Consider the following 16707-nt stretch of genomic DNA (forward strand, 5'->3'; position numbering starts at 1 on the left):
ACACCATGAGTTTTGAAGGAAAAATCGCGCTGGTTACCGGTGCAAGTCGTGGCATTGGCCGCGCAATTGCAGAGACGCTTGTTGCCCGTGGCGCGACCGTTATCGGTACCGCGACCAGCGAAAGTGGCGCTCAGGCCATCAGCGATTACTTAGGTGCTAAAGGTAAAGGTCTGATGTTGAATGTGACTGATCCAGCATCTATCGAATCTGTTCTGGAAAAAATTCGCGCAGAATTTGGTGAAGTGGATATCCTGGTCAATAATGCCGGTATCACACGTGATAACCTGCTGATGCGAATGAAAGATGATGAGTGGAACGATATTCTCGAAACCAATCTTTCATCTGTTTTCCGCCTGTCAAAAGCGGTAATGCGCGCTATGATGAAAAAGCGTCATGGACGTATTATCACTGTCGGTTCTGTGGTTGGTACCATGGGAAATGCGGGTCAGACAAACTACGCTGCGGCGAAAGCGGGTCTGATCGGCTTCAGTAAATCGCTGGCACGCGAAGTTGCGTCCCGCGGTATTACAGTGAACGTTGTTGCTCCGGGCTTTATTGAAACGGACATGACGCGTGCGCTGACTGATGAGCAGCGTGCGGGTACGTTGGCGGCAGTTCCTGCAGGTCGTCTTGGCGATCCGAAAGAGATCGCCAGTGCGGTTGCATTTTTAGCCTCTGACGAAGCAGGTTACATCACGGGTGAGACTTTGCACGTCAACGGCGGGATGTATATGGTTTAACCACGAGATACGCAAAATCATCCAAATTGTATCAAGGCGGCAAGACCGAAAAGCCGGCGAGCATAGATGACTATGTGACCAGAGTTTGAGGATGCAGCCAACACAGAGACAATTTGAAGGATAAAGCGTAGAAAAATATTTGCGTTATTATAGGTCTTGGCCTCAAAATAACGTAAAATCGTGGTAAGACCTGCCGGGATTTAGTTGCAAATTTTTCAACATTTTATACACTACGAAAACCATCGCGAAAGCGAGTTTTGATAGGAAATTTAAGAGTATGAGCACTATCGAAGAACGCGTTAAGAAAATTATCGGCGAACAGCTGGGCGTTAAGCAGGAAGAAGTTACCAACAATGCTTCTTTCGTTGAAGACCTGGGCGCAGATTCTCTTGACACCGTTGAGCTGGTAATGGCTCTGGAAGAAGAGTTTGATACTGAGATTCCGGACGAAGAAGCTGAGAAAATCACCACCGTTCAGGCTGCCATTGATTACATCAACGGCCACCAGGCGTAAGTGAACATCTCCAGGCGGTCATTCGACCGCCTGAGTTTTATCTTTTTGTCCCACTTGAATCAATTATCCCTCCCTGGAGGACAACCGTGTCTAAGCGTCGTGTAGTTGTGACCGGACTGGGCATGTTGTCTCCTGTCGGCAATACCGTAGAGTCTACTTGGAAAGCTCTCCTTGCCGGTCAGAGTGGCATCAGCCTGATCGACCATTTCGATACTAGCGCCTATGCAACGAAATTTGCTGGCTTAGTAAAGGATTTTAACTGTGATGACATTATCTCGCGCAAAGAACAGCGCAAGATGGATGCCTTCATTCAATATGGAATTGTCGCTGGCGTTCAGGCCATGCAGGATTCTGGCCTTGAAGTAACGGAAGAGAACGCATCCCGTATTGGTGCCGCTATTGGCTCCGGTATCGGCGGTCTCGGACTGATTGAAGAAAACCACAGTTCTCTGGTGAACGGTGGACCGCGTAAAATCAGCCCATTCTTCGTTCCGTCGACGATTGTTAACATGGTGGCGGGTCACCTGACCATCATGTATGGCCTGCGTGGGCCAAGCATCTCTATCGCGACCGCCTGCACCTCAGGCGTACATAACATCGGTCATGCCGCGCGTATCATTGCATACGGCGATGCGGACGCGATGGTCGCGGGCGGTGCTGAAAAAGCCAGTACGCCACTGGGCGTAGGCGGCTTTGGCGCAGCACGTGCGTTGTCTACCCGTAACGATAACCCGCAAGCGGCAAGCCGCCCGTGGGACAAAGAGCGAGATGGCTTTGTTCTGGGCGACGGTGCAGGCATGGTGGTACTGGAAGAGTACGAGCATGCTAAAGCGCGCGGCGCAAAAATTTATGCTGAAGTCGTTGGCTTCGGGATGAGCAGTGACGCTTACCACATGACGTCGCCGCCGGAAAACGGCGCTGGTGCTGCCCTGGCGATGGTCAATGCATTGCGTGATGCGGCGATTGAACCTGGCCAGATTGGCTACGTTAACGCCCATGGGACGTCCACGCCGGCAGGCGATAAAGCTGAAGCGCAGGCTGTTAAATCTGTCTTTGGCGATGCGGCAAGCCGTGTGATGGTGAGTTCCACCAAGTCCATGACCGGCCACCTGTTGGGTGCAGCGGGCGCGGTAGAGTCGATTTACTCTATCCTGGCGCTGCGCGATCAGGCTGTTCCGCCAACCATCAACCTGGATAACCCGGATGAAGGTTGCGATCTGGACTTCGTTCCTCACGAAGCGCGTCAGGTCAGCGGAATGGAGTACACGCTGTGTAACTCCTTCGGTTTCGGTGGGACTAACGGTTCATTGATCTTTAAAAAGGTCTGACCGCCGTTCTGCCTTCCTGGTTAAAAGGTCCGCTTGTCGGGCCTTTTTTATTGCGTTTTCTTCCCTTGTCCTGCGCTAACCATCCTGCGACACTAACGGGCCATGCATAAGGAGCCACCATGTTCTTGATCAATGGCTGTGAACAGGAATCTCTTCCCGCAAGCGATCGCGCCATCCAGTTTGGCGATGGCTGCTTTACCACTGCGTGCATTCTCGACGGCACCGTATCGCTGCTGGCGGCGCATTTGCGGCGCTTGCAGGCGGCCTGCGCAACGTTGCTGATTGCCTTTGATGACTGGGATGTGCTTGAGCGCGAAATGACCGTGCTGGCCGCGGGCCATCCACGTGCGGTACTGAAGGTGATTATCAGCCGTGGAAGTGGGGGACGAGGATACAGCGGCGCGCAGTGTCGTGACAGCACCCGCATTCTCTCTGTGTCTGCCTATCCGCAGCATTATGACCGCTGGCGCGAACAGGGGATCACGCTTGCCTTAAGCCCGGTTCGTCTGGGGTGTAACCCTTTGCTCGCGGGCATCAAGCACCTGAACCGGCTCGAACAAGTGCTGATCCGTTCTCATCTTGAGCAGACGGACGCCGAAGAGGCGTTGGTTCTTGACAGTGAGGGTTGGGTTACGGAATGCTGTGCGGCTAATTTATTCTGGCGAAAAGACAATGTGGTCTATACGCCGCGCCTCGATCAGGCGGGAGTGAACGGTATTATGCGACAATTCTGTATCCGGAAACTGGCACAATCGTCTTTTCAGGTTGTCGAAACCCATGCCCGCGAAGCAGCGCTGCAACATGCCGATGAAATGGTGGTCTGCAATGCGCTGATGCCGATTGTACCTGTGCGGGCTTATGGCGCTAACACGTTGTCTTCACGTGTATTATTTCAGTTTCTGGCCCCACTGTGTGAGCATCCGAATTAGTCATGAAAAAAATGTTTCGTGTTGTCCTTTTACTGGTTGTTGTATTGGGCATTGCCGCAGGGGCGGGAATGTGGAAGGTTCGCCATCTGGCGGACAGTAAAATCCTGATCAAAGAAGAGACCATTTTTACCCTTAAGCCGGGTACCGGGCGTCTGGCCCTGGGCGATCAGCTGTATGCGGATCGGGTGATTAACCGCCCGCGCGTGTTTCAATGGTTGCTGCGAGTCGAACCAGAACTCTCCCACTTTAAGGCCGGAACCTACCGTTTAACGCCGGGTATGAGCGTCCGCGAGATGCTGCAACTGCTGGAAAGTGGCAAAGAGGCGCAATTCCCACTGCGGCTGGTAGAAGGTATGCGCTTAAGCGACTATCTCAAACAGCTGCGTGATGCGCCGTATATCAAGCATACCCTGAGCGACGATCGCTACGAAACCGTTGCAAAAGCGCTGGGCCTTGAAAGTACGGATGGGCTGGAGGGTTGGTTCTGGCCCGATACCTGGATGTATACCGCCAATACCACGGATGTTGCCTTGCTTAAGCGCGCACATCAGAAAATGGTGAAGGCGGTTGAGCGCGTCTGGGAAGGGCGTGCGGAAGGACTGCCGTATAAAGATCAAAACCAACTGGTGACGATGGCCTCGATTATTGAAAAAGAGACGGCCATTGCCAGCGAGCGCGATCAGGTCGCCTCTGTCTTTATTAACCGCCTGCGGATCGGGATGCGTCTCCAGACCGATCCAACGGTGATTTACGGAATGGGGGAGCGTTATAATGGCAAGATCTCGCGCGCGGACCTGGAAACGCCAACGGCCTATAATACCTACACGATAACAGGACTCCCGCCAGGACCGATTGCGATGCCGGGTGAAGCCTCGCTAAAAGCGGCGGCACATCCGGCCAAAACGCCGTATCTCTATTTTGTGGCCGATGGTAAAGGCGGTCATACTTTTAATACTAATCTTGCCAGCCATAACCGGTCAGTGCAGGACTATCTGAAAGTGCTTAAGGAAAAAAATGCGCAGTAAGTATATCGTCATCGAGGGGCTGGAAGGCGCCGGAAAAACGACTGCAAAGAATGTTGTGGTTGAGACGCTTGAACAACTCGGTATTCGCGAGATGGTTTTTACCCGCGAGCCGGGCGGTACGCAGCTGGCAGAAAAACTGCGTAGCCTGGTACTGGACATTCGTTCGGTCGGTGACGAAACCATTACCGTAAAAGCCGAAGTGCTGATGTTCTATGCCGCGCGAGTGCAGTTGGTTGAGACGGTCATTAAACCTGCGCTCGCAGAAGGTAAATGGGTAATTGGCGACCGTCATGATCTGTCCACGCAGGCGTATCAGGGTGGTGGTCGCGGGGTCGATCAGCAGATGCTGGCGACGCTTCGTGATGCGGTACTGGGGGATTTCCGCCCGGATTTAACCCTGTACCTCGACGTCACGCCAGAGGTGGGTCTGAAGCGCGCTCGCGCCCGTGGCGAACTGGACCGCATCGAACAGGAATCGTTTGATTTCTTTAATCGTACTCGCGCTCGTTACCTCGAGCTTGCCGCTCAGGATGCCAGTATCCGCACGATTGATGCGACGCAGCCGCTGGATACGGTGATGAGCGATATCCGTACCACCATCACCGAGTGGGTGAAGGAGCAGGGAGAATGAAATGGTATCCATGGTTACGACCTGACTTCGAGAAGCTGGTAGCGAGCTATCAGGCGGGAAGGGGTCACCATGCGTTACTGATTCAGGCCCTACCGGGGATGGGCGACGATGCTTTGATCTATGCGTTGAGCCGCTACTTGCTTTGTCAACAACCGGATGGACATAAAAGCTGTGGCCACTGCCGTGGTTGCCAGTTGATGCAGGCAGGAACGCATCCGGACTACTATTCACTGTTCCCGGAAAAAGGGAAAAGCACGCTGGGCATTGATGCTGTGCGTGAAGTGAGTGAAAAACTGTATGAGCGTGCGCGACTGGGCGGAGCCAAAGTGGTCTGGATCCCGGATGCGGCGCTGATGACTGATGCCGCCGCCAATGCGCTGCTCAAAACGCTGGAAGAACCGCCCGAGCAAACCTGGTTCTTTCTCGCCAGCCGTGAACCCGCGAGGTTACTGGCAACGCTGCGCAGCCGGTGTCGTTTACATCATCTCGCGCCGCCGAGTGAATCATACGCGGTATCGTGGCTTGCACGAGAAGTGACAGCGTCACAAGATGCGTTATTGACTGCGCTGCGCCTGAGTGCCGGTTCTCCGGGGGCGGCGCTGACGCTCCTGGGGTCCGAAAGCTGGTCCCAACGTGACGCGTTGTGTCAGGCGCTGGCGAGCAGCATTCCTGCTGGTGACTGGTACTCATTATTGACGGTGCTTAACCATGAACAGGCGCCTGTCAGACTGCACTGGCTGGCGACGTTAATGATGGATGCGCTTAAACGTCAGCACGGGGCCAGTGTGATGACCAACGCGGATGCCGGGCAACTGATCGCCACGATTGCCGGTCAGCTTTCTCAGACGCGTATTCAGGCAATCCTCAATGCCATCTGCCACTGCCGCGAACAACTGCTTAACGTGACCGGAATAAACCGTGAACTGGTGTTAACCGATCTTCTTCTGCAAATCGAGCATTACCTGCAACCAGGCACTGTGTTGCCTGTTCCCCATCTGTAAGAGAGACATTATGTTTTTAGTCGACTCGCACTGCCATCTCGATGGCCTGGATTATCAATCTCTGCATAAGGATGTGGATGACGTGCTGGCGAAAGCCGCTGCGCGCGATGTGAAATTCTGTCTGGCGGTGGCGACAACGCTGCCAGGGTACCGCGGCATGCGGGAACTGGTCGGCCAGCGCGATAACGTCGTTTTCTCGTGCGGCGTACATCCACTCAATCAGGACGAACCGTATGATGTGGAAGAACTGCGTCATCTGGCGGCTGATGACGACGTGGTGGCGATGGGTGAGACGGGACTGGACTACTTTTATACTCCCGAAACAAAAGTGCGCCAGCAGGCGTCGTTCATTCATCATATCCAGATCGGCCGTGAACTGAACAAACCGGTGATCGTCCACACGCGCGATGCCCGCGCCGATACGCTGGCGATTCTTCGTCATGAAAACGTGACGGATTGTGGCGGCGTACTACACTGTTTTACAGAAGACAGAGAAACGGCGGGTAAACTCCTGGATTTGGGTTTTTATATCTCCTTTTCCGGCATTGTGACCTTCCGTAATGCTGAACAATTACGTGACGCTGCGCGATATGTGCCGTTGGATCGACTGCTGGTGGAGACGGACTCTCCGTATCTCGCGCCGGTACCGCATCGGGGTAAGGAGAATCAGCCTGCGATGGTCCGCGATGTGGCGGAATACATGGCCGTATTGAAAGGTGTGGCGGTTGAAGAATTGGCGCAGATCACCACCGATAACTTTGCCCGCCTGTTCCATATCAACGCTTCCCGCCTGCATTCAGCCTCGTCGTTGAGTTTTTTTAAAGCTCGTAATTAATAACTAAAGCGAGTAAAGTTCACCGCCACAAAGTGGGCGGTGAATGAGCGAACTGACACATTCTGATACCTTTTTTGTCAAAATGTGCAACTTAACGCGCTGTCCAGAGTTGAAACGTGATAGCCGTCAAACTATATTTCGCCGATTTATTTTACTCTGTGTAATAAATAAAGGGCACTTAGATGCCCTGTCCACGGCGGGGTTCTCCCCCCTCGCCAATGCGTGTGAACGTAGAAAGCACAAATACTCAGGAGCACTCTCAATTATGTTTAAGAATGCATTTGCTAACCTGCAAAAGGTCGGTAAATCGCTGATGCTGCCGGTATCCGTATTGCCTATCGCAGGTATCCTGCTGGGCGTCGGGTCCGCAAACTTCAGCTGGCTGCCAGCCGTTGTATCGCACGTGATGGCAGAAGCCGGCGGTTCTGTTTTTGCAAACATGCCGCTGATTTTCGCTATCGGTGTCGCGCTTGGCTTTACCAACAACGATGGCGTTTCGGCTCTGGCTTCGGTTGTCGCCTATGGCATCATGGTGAAAACCATGGCCGTGGTCGCGCCGCTGGTTCTGCATTTACCTGCTGAAGAAATCGCAGCAAAACACCTTGCGGATACGGGTGTACTCGGGGGGATTATCTCCGGTGCGATTGCAGCATACATGTTTAACCGCTTCTACCGTATCAAGCTGCCTGAGTATCTGGGCTTCTTTGCTGGTAAGCGTTTCGTGCCGATCATCTCTGGTCTGGCGGCGATCTTTACCGGTGTGGTTCTGTCCTTCATTTGGCCGCCAATCGGTACGGCAATCCAGACATTCTCTCAGTGGGCTGCGTATCAGAACCCGGTTGTGGCGTTCGGTATCTACGGCTTCATTGAACGCTGCCTGGTACCGTTTGGTCTGCACCATATCTGGAACGTTCCTTTCCAGATGCAGATCGGCGAATACACCAACGCGGCAGGTCAGGTTTTCCACGGCGATATCCCTCGCTACATGGCGGGTGATCCGACGGCGGGCATGTTGTCTGGCGGCTTCCTGTTCAAAATGTATGGTCTGCCGGCGGCTGCGATCGCTATCTGGCACTCTGCGAAACCAGAAAACCGCGCCAAAGTGGGCGGCATCATGATCTCCGCGGCGCTGACTTCGTTCCTGACCGGTATCACCGAACCGATCGAATTCTCCTTCATGTTCGTTGCGCCGATCCTGTACGTTATCCACGCGATTCTGGCGGGTCTGGCGTTCCCAATCTGTATCCTGCTGGGTATGCGTGACGGTACGTCGTTCTCACACGGTCTGATCGACTTTATCGTGCTGTCCGGTAACAGCAGCAAGCTGTGGCTGTTCCCGATTGTCGGTGCGGGCTACGCGATTGTTTACTACACCATCTTCCGCGTGCTGATCAAAGCGCTGGATCTGAAGACTCCGGGTCGTGAAGATAATACCGATGACGCGAAAGCGGGCGCGACCAGTGAAATGGCTCCTGCGCTGATTGCGGCATTCGGTGGTAAAGAAAACATCACTAACCTGGATGCGTGCATTACCCGTCTGCGTGTCAGCGTGGCTGACGTGGCGAAAGTGGATCAGGCTGGCCTGAAGAAACTGGGTGCCGCTGGTGTGGTGGTCGCAGGTTCCGGTGTTCAGGCAATTTTCGGTACGAAATCCGATAACCTGAAAACTGAGATGGATGAATACATCCGTAACAGCTAAGACCTAAGAAGTTGGGGAGAACTAAGGCAGCCGAATGGCTGCCTTTTTTACGGGCTACAATCAGAACTGATAGTTTGCGGTGATGCTCACATTGCGTGGCTCACCATAAACAATCGACCCTTCAACGTTGGTATCGTAGGTTTTATCGAACAGGTTATTGACGTTACCCTGCACGGAGAAGTTTTTGGTTACCTGATAGCGGGTGAACAAATCCACCAGCGCGTAACTGCCTTGCTCAGCACGGAAGGTACCGTACGGCGTCGCGGTATCGGTGTAGACGCGGTTCTGCCAGTTCACGCCACCGCCGACGGTCAAATCAGGTATCACCGGCAGACGGTAGCGGGTGAAAAGCTTGACGCTGGTACGTGGCAGATTCGGATTAACGGCGTTGCCTTCATTGTCTTCTGCGACGTAACGCGTCGCGCCAAAGGTCATCTGCCAGTTATCGGTAATCGCGCCGTTAACTTCGAACTCAACCCCTTTACTGACGGTCCCGTTCGCGGTTTTATAGGCGATTTCGCCATTGCTACCCGGAATCGGTGAACCGGTCGACTGGGCAACGTTATCCTGCTCAATGCGGAACACGGCGAGGGTGGTGGTCAGTCGGCTGTTCATCCAGTCAGACTTGAGGCCAACCTCATAGTTGTTACCGGTGATGGGCGTAAGGTATTTCCCGCCGCTATCGCGTTTATTCTGAGGCTGGAAGATGGAGGTATAACTGGCGTAAGTAGACCAGTTATCATTGATGTCATAAACCAGACCGGCATAGGGCGTAGTGTGGTTTTTTTCCATGCTGTAGCTCAGGGTATCAATACGCCAGTTGGTATAGCGTGCGCCGAGGATCAAGTGCAGCGGATCAGCCAGTGAAACGCGCGTTGCGGCGTACAACGACTTCATGTGCGTGGTGTCGTCCTGGGCCAGTGATTGCGGTGCCCAGTCGGTTTCCGGGAAATTGCCATTGAAGTTATTGAAACTGCCGATCTCATCCGGGAAGACGTTAGCCCAGGAGCTGTAATAGCGGTTGTTCTGTTTGCTGTAGCTGCCGCCGAACATCAGGTTATGCTGACGACCAAACAGGTCATAGCTGCCGTCAGCAAAAAGATCCAGCGCATCGACTTTACGTTTGCCGCTGTTCCAGCCCGTACCGCCCACGTAATCGAACCCCGGTCCATAGTTGCTGTAAGGACCGACCAGCATGCCATCTGCCTTATTCACATACGCATCGACATACATCGTTTTACTGTCGAACTTGATTTCCGAGTGAGTGGCATTCATCGTCGCCTGCCAGGTGTCGGTAAAACGCTGTTTGAACGTGACAAAGACTTTATTGATCTCTTTATCGTTATACGCCCAGTCTGGCGCGGTGCTACGGGCGCGGTCATAGCTGTTTTTGCTGCCATCGGTGTTCCAGCGCGGCAGGCCACCCCAGGTTGGACTATCCACTCTGATCTTTTGGTACTCATACCCGGCGGCCAGGCTGGTGGTTTCACCCAGGTCAGCATCAATGATGCCAGAGAAGAAGTTTTTCTCGTTGTGATAGCGATCGAGCCAGGAGTCGTTGTCCTGATAACCCGCCACTATGCGGCCGCGTACATTACCGTCATCGGTGAGCGGGCTTTGCAGATCCATCACGTAGCGCTGTTTATTCCAGCTGCCATATTCCGCCGAGACGTTACCTTTGAACTCGCGGCTGGTGGCGTGTTTGCGGATCATATTGATGGAGGCTGACGGGTTGCCGGTGCCGGTCATCAGACCGTTTGCACCGCGTACCACTTCCACGCGCTCATAGAGCGCCATATCGGTGAGGGCGTCACCCAGGTTCCAGCGGGATTCGAACCAGGTCGGAATACCATCAACCATATAGTTATCAATCTGGAAACCACGGGAGAAGTAACTGACGCGGTCAGAATCCGCCTGGCTTTTGCTGATCCCCAGCGTGCTGTCCATCACGTCGCCCAGCGTTTGCAACTGCTGGTCTTCCATACGTTGTTCGCTGACGATGCTGACCGACTGCGGAATATCGCGTTGGGTCATCATCATTTTGGTTCCGGCGGTGGTGGATTTGACGCTGTAATCCTGTTCGTCGTTGTCCGCAAAGGTTGCTGGCGCAGAACCGTCAACAATGACGGTCTCTTCCGGTGTGGTCGCCGCGAAACTCATGGATGGCATCAATGCCATCGCGATGCAGGCTGCCAGCAACGAGGGTGTTGCGCCAGCCTGGCATTGTTCATCCTTGTTGTGTGTTGTGAAAGACATCAGAAAGCCCTTAATAGTGAACGAACTCTGGCTCAGGCCATATAAGGTGGCGATGAGCCCCTTTTTATTTTTCTAACCATTTAATGCGCATGAAAATGCAAATGCGAAATATACGCATTCATATTTACACTGTAAACAGATGTAACTTGCTTTCTGAAATCTTGTTTCATTACTTTTTGGCACAGGAGAGGGGATAAATGGTTATAAGAGCGCCATTGTGATGGTTTTTTGCTTAAGAAATCGTGGGTTAAGGTTGAAAGAGCAGGTTTAAGTCGATCATACTCTATACTCGCAATGTGGCTCAGCGTAGCATGACATCACGCATGGCAATTTTTAGAAAAGGAAAACGTCGTGGCAGAAGAGACTATATTCAGCAAGATTATTCGTCGTGAAATCCCTTCCGATATCGTTTACCAGGATGACCTGGTGACGGCATTCCGGGATATTTCACCCCAGGCGCCTACACACATCCTGATCATTCCCAACGTTCTGATCCCGACGGTCAATGACGTCAGCGCAGAGCATGAGCAGGCGCTGGGACGGATGATTACCGTGGCGGCAAAAATTGCCGAGCAGGAAGGCATTGCCGAAGATGGCTACCGCCTGATCATGAATACCAATCGTCATGGGGGTCAGGAGGTGTATCACATCCATATGCATCTGCTGGGCGGTCGCGCGCTCGGTCCTATGCTCGCGCACAAAGGCCTGTCATGATGACCAGAGGATGCATTGCGCTGTCACTGGGTCTGCTCTTACTTGCCGGGTGCCGTTCTCATCCTGAGATCCCGGTAAGCGATGAACAGTCGCTGGTGATGGAGTCGACGCTGCTGGCGGCGGGGATCACCGCGCAAGCGCCGACATTGACCACGTCTGATATTCAGCCCTCTGCATCCTCAACGCTGTATAACGAAAGGCAAAAACCCGTTACCGTTCATTATCGCTTTTACTGGTATGACGCCAGGGGGTTAGAAATGCATCCTCTGGAAGCGCCGCGCAGTGTGACGATTCCGGCGCATTCGTCGGTCACGCTGTATGGCAGCGCCAATTATCTGGGGGCGCACAAAGTCAGACTTTATCTTTATTTGTAAGGGGTGAATCTTGAAGACAAAAATGAGTCGCTACGCATTGATAGCCGCGCTGGCGATGTTCCTGTCCGGTTGTGTGGTGCAACGTGAACCTGCTCCGGTTGAAGAGGTGAAACCCACGCCGGAACAGCCCGCACAGCCGCAAGAACCTGCTCCTGGGGTCCCTTCGGTGCCCACGATCCCGGGGCAGCCGGGGCCTATTGAACATGAAGATCAGACTGCGGCACCGGCGCCGCGCATACGTCATTACGACTGGAATAGCGCGATGCAGCCGATGGTGGGCAAAATGTTGCAGGCCGACGGCGTGACGGCGGGGAGCGTACTGCTGGTCGATAGCGTGAATAACCGTACTAACGGTTCGCTGAACGCGGGTGAAGCCACTGAAACGCTGCGCAATGCGTTGGCGAACAATGGCAAATTTACCCTGGTCTCTGCGCAACAGTTGTCGATGGCAAAACAGCAGTTAGGGCTGTCGCCGCAGGACAGTCTGGGAACGCGTAGCAAAGCGATTGGTATTGCCCGTAACGTTGGCGCGCACTATGTGCTTTATTCCAGCGCCTCGGGTAACGTCAACGCGCCATCACTGCAAATGCAACTAATGCTGGTACAAACTGGCGAGATAATCTGGTCAGGTAAAGGTGCCGTTCAGCAGCAATAATATCCCAGAGCGCGACGCGGTGTTGTCGCGCTACTTTCCGCACTATCGTCCCGTCGCTGAAGGCCAGAGCGGTCTTAGCGGTGGGAGTGTGATTATTGAAAGTCCAACCCAGCGGCTGGTTCTTCGCCGCCATCACGATCCCGATGCGCCGCAAGCGCATTTTTTACGCCAGTATCATGCTTTATCGCGGCTTCCTGAAAGCCTTGCGCCGAAGCCGCGTTTTTACCTGAACGGCTGGATGGCGGTGGACTATGTTCCGGGTGAGATAAAATCCGGACTGCCGGGAGCCGACGAACTGGCGAGCCTACTGTATTATCTTCATCAGCAGCCCTGCTTTGGCTGGCGTATCTGTCTGCTACCGCTGCTGGAACAATACTGGCGGGGAAGCGATCCGGCACGGCGAACACCGCGCTGGCTCAGAGGGTTAAAACGCCTGCGCAAGCGAGGGGAGCCTCGTCCGCTACGCCTCGCGCCGCTGCATATGGATGTCCACGCCGCCAACATCGTTCATGGCCCGGCAGGGCTACGGCTGATCGACTGGGAATATGCCGGAGACGGTGATATCGCTCTTGAACTGGCGGCGGTGTGGGTGGACGATGTTGAGCAACACCGGCAACTGGTCGATGCGTATGCCGTTAGCGCACGCATAGACGGGCACAAATTATGGCAACAGGTCAGACGCTGGTATCCGTGGATACTGATGCTGAAGGCCGGTTGGTTTGAATACCGCTGGCAACAGACCGGCGAACGACAATTTATCAGTCTGGCCGATGCAACCTGGCGGCAGCTGGCAACGAAGGATTAAGGAGAGCAGTGTGGGTCCAGTAATGTTGAATGTCGAAGGGTTTGAGCTGGATGCGGAAGAGCGTGAGATTCTGGCCCATCCGCTGGTGGGCGGTTTGATTCTGTTTACGCGCAATTACCACGACCCGGAACAGTTACGTGAACTGGTGCGCCAGATCCGTGCGGCGTCGCGCAACCATCTGGTAGTGGCCGTCGATCAAGAAGGCGGGCGCGTACAGCGTTTCCGGGAAGGATTCACCCGACTGCCCGCCGCACAGTCTTTTGCGGCGCTGCACGGGCTGGAAACAGGCGGTAAACTGGCGGAAGAGGCCGGATGGCTGATGGCCAGTGAAATGATCGCGATGGATATTGATATCAGCTTTGCGCCGGTACTGGATGTCGGGCATATCAGCGCCGCGATTGGCGAACGTTCCTATCATGCTGACCCGATCAAAGCGCTGGCGATGGCGACCCGTTTTATTGACGGTATGCACGCGGCAGGAATGAAAACCACCGGCAAACATTTCCCCGGTCATGGCGCGGTAACCGCCGATTCGCATAAAGAGACGCCGACCGATCCGCGTCCGGAAGCGGAAATTCGGGCGAAAGATATGTCCGTGTTCCGCACGCTGATTACCGAAAACAAGCTGGACGCTATCATGCCGGCGCACGTCATTTACAGCGACGTTGATCCGCGTCCGGCGAGCGGCTCTCCGCACTGGCTGAAAACAGTTCTGCGTCAGGAGTTAGGTTTTGACGGCGTCATTTTCTCTGATGATCTGTCGATGGAAGGGGCCGCGATCATGGGCAGCTATGCTGAGCGTGGGCAGGCATCGCTGGATGCGGGTTGTGATATGATTCTGGTCTGCAATAATCGTAAAGGGGCGGTCAGTGTGTTAGATAATCTGTCGCCGATCAATGCAGAGCGTGTTACACGTTTGTATCATAAAGGTTCATTTTCGCGTCAGGAACTGATGGACTCGGCGCGCTGGAAAACCGTCAGCGCGCAGCTCAACCAGTTACATGAACGCTGGCAGGAAGAGAAAGCAGGTCATTAACGCACGTTTGGTGAGGATGCGATGATTATCTATTTACACGGTTTCGACTCTAACAGTCCGGGAAACCACGAAAAAGTCTTGCAGCTGCAGTTTATCGACCCGGACGTCAGACTGATAAGCTACAGCACGCGTCATCCGAAACATGACATGCAGCATCTGCTGAAAGAAGTGGACAAAATGTTGCAGCTTAATGTTGATGAGCGACCGTTGATTTGCGGCGTTGGCCTCGGCGGCTACTGGGCAGAACGCATTGGTTTTCTCTGCGATGTTCGCCAAGTTGTGTTTAATCCGAACCTGTTCCCGTATGAGAACATGGAAGGCAAGATCGATCGTCCGGAAGAGTATGCCGATATCGCCACTAAGTGCGTGACCAACTTCCGCGAGAAGAATCGCGATCGTTGCCTGGTTATTCTCTCGCGTCATGACGAAGCCCTGAACAGCCAACGGTCTTCAGAAGAGCTCCACCATTTCTATGAGATCGTGTGGGACGAAGAGCAGACACATAAGTTTAAGAATATTTCGCCGCACTTGCAGCGCATCAAAGCGTTTAAGACCCTGGGTTGACCCCTTGTCTGTCAGAATTGTCGAATCAAGCCAGCCTTCGGGCTGGTTTTTTTTGCCTGTTTTTCTGGCGTTGTCTATCTTTTCAGCAGCAAAACTTGATACACATCAATTTTGGTATGACCAATGCACCGCATGTGTTATTCTCACTCTCGAAGGACATTTTCATTGTCGTAACTTGTTGTTAATTAAAGGCTATGTTTATAACGTTTAATTAACAATTGGTTAATCATTTTAAGGGGGTCACGTTGACTACACCATTGAAAAAGATCGTGATTGTCGGCGGGGGAGCTGGCGGGCTGGAAATGGCGACGCAGTTGGGACACAAGCTGGGTCGCAAGAAAAAAGCGAAAATTACGCTGGTTGACAGAAACCACAGCCACCTGTGGAAACCCTTGCTGCACGAAGTGGCGACCGGTTCGCTGGATGAAGGCGTGGACGCGCTGAGCTATCTGGCGCATGCCCGTAACCATGGCTTCCAGTTCCAGTTGGGCTCGGTGATGAACATCGATCGCGAAGCGAAAACCATCACTATCGCAGAACTGCGCGATGAGAAAGGTGAGCTGCTGGTGCCTGAACGCAAAATTGCCTATGACACGCTGGTGATGGCGCTGGGTAGCACCTCCAACGACTTCAACACGCCGGGCGTGAAAGAACACTGTATCTTCCTTGATAACCCGCATCAGGCGCGTCGTTTCCACCAGGAAATGCTGAACCTGTTCCTGAAGTATTCCGCCAATCTGGGCGCGAACGGTAAGGTGAATATTGCGATTGTCGGTGGCGGCGCGACGGGCGTAGAACTGTCGGCGGAACTGCATAACGCAGTGAAACAGCTGCACAGCTACGGCTACAAAGGACTGACCAACGATGCGCTGAACGTGACGCTGGTGGAAGCCGGTGAACGTATTCTGCCTGCACTGCCACCGCGTATTTCTTCGGCGGCGCATAACGAATTAACGAAACTCGGCGTTCGCGTACTGACCCAGACGATGGTGACCAGCGCGGATGCGGGCGGCCTGCACACTAAAGACGGTGAATATATTGAAGCCGATCTGATGGTCTGGGCGGCGGGCATCAAAGCGCCGGACTTTATGAAAGAGATTGGCGGTCTGGAGACCAACCGGATTAACCAACTGGTGGTCGAACCGACGCTGCAAACCACCCGCGATCCTGATGTTTACGCGATTGGCGACTGTGCTTCCTGTGCGCGTCCGGAAGGGGGCTTTGTGCCGCCACGTGCTCAGGCTGCGCATCAGATGGCGACCTGTGCGATGAACAATATTCTGGCGCAGATGAACGGTAAGCCGCTGAAAGCGTATCAGTACAAAGACCACGGCTCGCTGGTGTCGCTCTCCAACTTCTCGACCGTCGGCAGTCTGATGGGCAATCTGACCAAAGGGTCGATGATGGTGGAAGGGCGTATTGCTCGTTTCGTCTACATCTCACTGTACCGTATGCACCAGATCGCACTGCACGGCTATTTTAAAACCGGTCTGATGATGCTGGTGGGCAGCATTAACCGTGTGATCCGCCCGCGTCTGAAACTGCATTAATCCCGCCTGACTCAGCATCGCCCGTTGGCGGTGCTGAGTGCCTTCTCCGTT

Annotated in this window: 17 protein-coding genes; 16 read left to right on the top strand and 1 reads right to left on the bottom strand. The window is 53.8% G+C overall.

All coding sequences use genetic code 11. From position 1 onward, the window contains the following. Positions 1-5 precede the first annotated feature (5 nt). From fabG to ptsG, 9 genes are all read left to right on the top strand, one after another. Positions 6-740 (top strand): 3-oxoacyl-ACP reductase FabG, encoded by a 735-nt coding sequence (fabG, locus tag HVX64_RS10125; RefSeq protein WP_042319622.1) that lies wholly within the window; start codon positions 6-8, stop codon positions 738-740. Positions 741-1017: 277 nt separating this feature from the next. Beyond that, entirely contained in the window at positions 1018-1254 is a 237-nt protein-coding gene (gene acpP / locus HVX64_RS10130; protein ID WP_000103754.1) for an acyl carrier protein, read from the top strand. A gap of 86 nt (positions 1255-1340) precedes the next feature. Continuing rightward, complete coding sequence (fabF, locus tag HVX64_RS10135; RefSeq protein ID WP_043000983.1) at positions 1341-2582, top strand: beta-ketoacyl-ACP synthase II; 1242 nt, start codon at positions 1341-1343, stop codon at positions 2580-2582. A gap of 119 nt (positions 2583-2701) precedes the next feature. Continuing rightward, positions 2702-3511 carry an aminodeoxychorismate lyase gene (gene pabC / locus HVX64_RS10140; RefSeq protein WP_044258002.1) on the top strand — a complete coding sequence of 270 codons (810 nt, stop codon included), beginning with the start codon at positions 2702-2704 and terminating at the stop codon, positions 3509-3511. Positions 3512-3513: 2 nt separating this feature from the next. Continuing rightward, on the top strand, positions 3514-4536 hold the full coding sequence (gene yceG / locus HVX64_RS10145) for a cell division protein YceG (RefSeq protein WP_044257997.1): 1023 nt from the start codon (positions 3514-3516) through the stop codon (positions 4534-4536). Beyond that, positions 4526-5167, top strand: coding sequence for a dTMP kinase (gene tmk, locus HVX64_RS10150; protein WP_043000980.1), 642 nt, complete (start codon positions 4526-4528; stop codon positions 5165-5167). The genes yceG and tmk overlap by 11 nt, the downstream gene beginning before the upstream one ends. Next, on the top strand, positions 5164-6168 hold the full coding sequence (holB, locus tag HVX64_RS10155) for a DNA polymerase III subunit delta' (RefSeq protein ID WP_044257994.1): 1005 nt from the start codon (positions 5164-5166) through the stop codon (positions 6166-6168). Before tmk ends, holB begins: the two co-directional genes overlap by 4 nt. Before the next feature lie 10 nt (positions 6169-6178). Next, positions 6179-7003 carry a metal-dependent hydrolase gene (locus tag HVX64_RS10160; RefSeq protein WP_099433462.1) on the top strand — a complete coding sequence of 275 codons (825 nt, stop codon included), beginning with the start codon at positions 6179-6181 and terminating at the stop codon, positions 7001-7003. Positions 7004-7268: 265 nt separating this feature from the next. Further along, entirely contained in the window at positions 7269-8702 is a 1434-nt protein-coding gene (ptsG, locus tag HVX64_RS10165) for a PTS glucose transporter subunit IIBC (protein WP_042319612.1), read from the top strand. A gap of 60 nt (positions 8703-8762) precedes the next feature. Here the strand turns inward: ptsG and fhuE are convergent, their stop codons facing one another. After that, the gene (gene fhuE, locus HVX64_RS10170) at positions 8763-10958 is read right to left on the bottom strand and encodes a ferric-rhodotorulic acid/ferric-coprogen receptor FhuE (RefSeq protein ID WP_181825398.1); all 2196 of its coding nucleotides are present in this window, start codon (positions 10956-10958) and stop codon (positions 8763-8765) included. A 351-nt stretch (positions 10959-11309) separates the two neighbouring features. Here fhuE and hinT point away from each other — a divergent pair, with 351 nt between their 5' ends. The 7 genes from hinT to ndh all read left to right on the top strand — a co-directional run bounded on the left by hinT (position 11310) and on the right by ndh (position 16656). Then, positions 11310-11672: a purine nucleoside phosphoramidase gene (gene hinT / locus HVX64_RS10175; protein ID WP_043000975.1), complete on the top strand. Its 363-nt coding sequence runs from the start codon at positions 11310-11312 to the stop codon at positions 11670-11672. Continuing rightward, positions 11672-12046, top strand: a complete 375-nt coding sequence (locus HVX64_RS10180; protein WP_043000974.1) for a YcfL family protein — start codon at positions 11672-11674, stop codon at positions 12044-12046. The genes hinT and HVX64_RS10180 overlap by 1 nt, the downstream gene beginning before the upstream one ends. A 22-nt stretch (positions 12047-12068) precedes the next feature. Further along, positions 12069-12701, top strand: coding sequence for a penicillin-binding protein activator LpoB (lpoB, locus tag HVX64_RS10185; protein WP_043000973.1), 633 nt, complete (start codon positions 12069-12071; stop codon positions 12699-12701). Continuing rightward, complete coding sequence (thiK, locus tag HVX64_RS10190; RefSeq protein ID WP_044257986.1) at positions 12682-13506, top strand: thiamine kinase; 825 nt, start codon at positions 12682-12684, stop codon at positions 13504-13506. Before lpoB ends, thiK begins: the two co-directional genes overlap by 20 nt. Before the next feature lie 10 nt (positions 13507-13516). Continuing rightward, positions 13517-14542 carry a beta-N-acetylhexosaminidase gene (nagZ, locus tag HVX64_RS10195; RefSeq protein ID WP_043000971.1) on the top strand — a complete coding sequence of 342 codons (1026 nt, stop codon included), beginning with the start codon at positions 13517-13519 and terminating at the stop codon, positions 14540-14542. A 21-nt stretch (positions 14543-14563) separates the two neighbouring features. Continuing rightward, entirely contained in the window at positions 14564-15106 is a 543-nt protein-coding gene (gene ycfP / locus HVX64_RS10200) for an alpha/beta hydrolase YcfP (RefSeq protein ID WP_043000970.1), read from the top strand. Positions 15107-15351: 245 nt separating this feature from the next. Continuing rightward, the gene (gene ndh, locus HVX64_RS10205) at positions 15352-16656 is read left to right on the top strand and encodes an NADH-quinone dehydrogenase (protein WP_044267520.1); all 1305 of its coding nucleotides are present in this window, start codon (positions 15352-15354) and stop codon (positions 16654-16656) included. Positions 16657-16707: the final 51 nt, after the last annotated feature.

This window comes from Citrobacter sp. RHB20-C16 (assembly GCF_013890155.1).
Taxonomy (GTDB): Bacteria; Pseudomonadota; Gammaproteobacteria; order Enterobacterales; family Enterobacteriaceae; genus Citrobacter_A; species Citrobacter_A amalonaticus.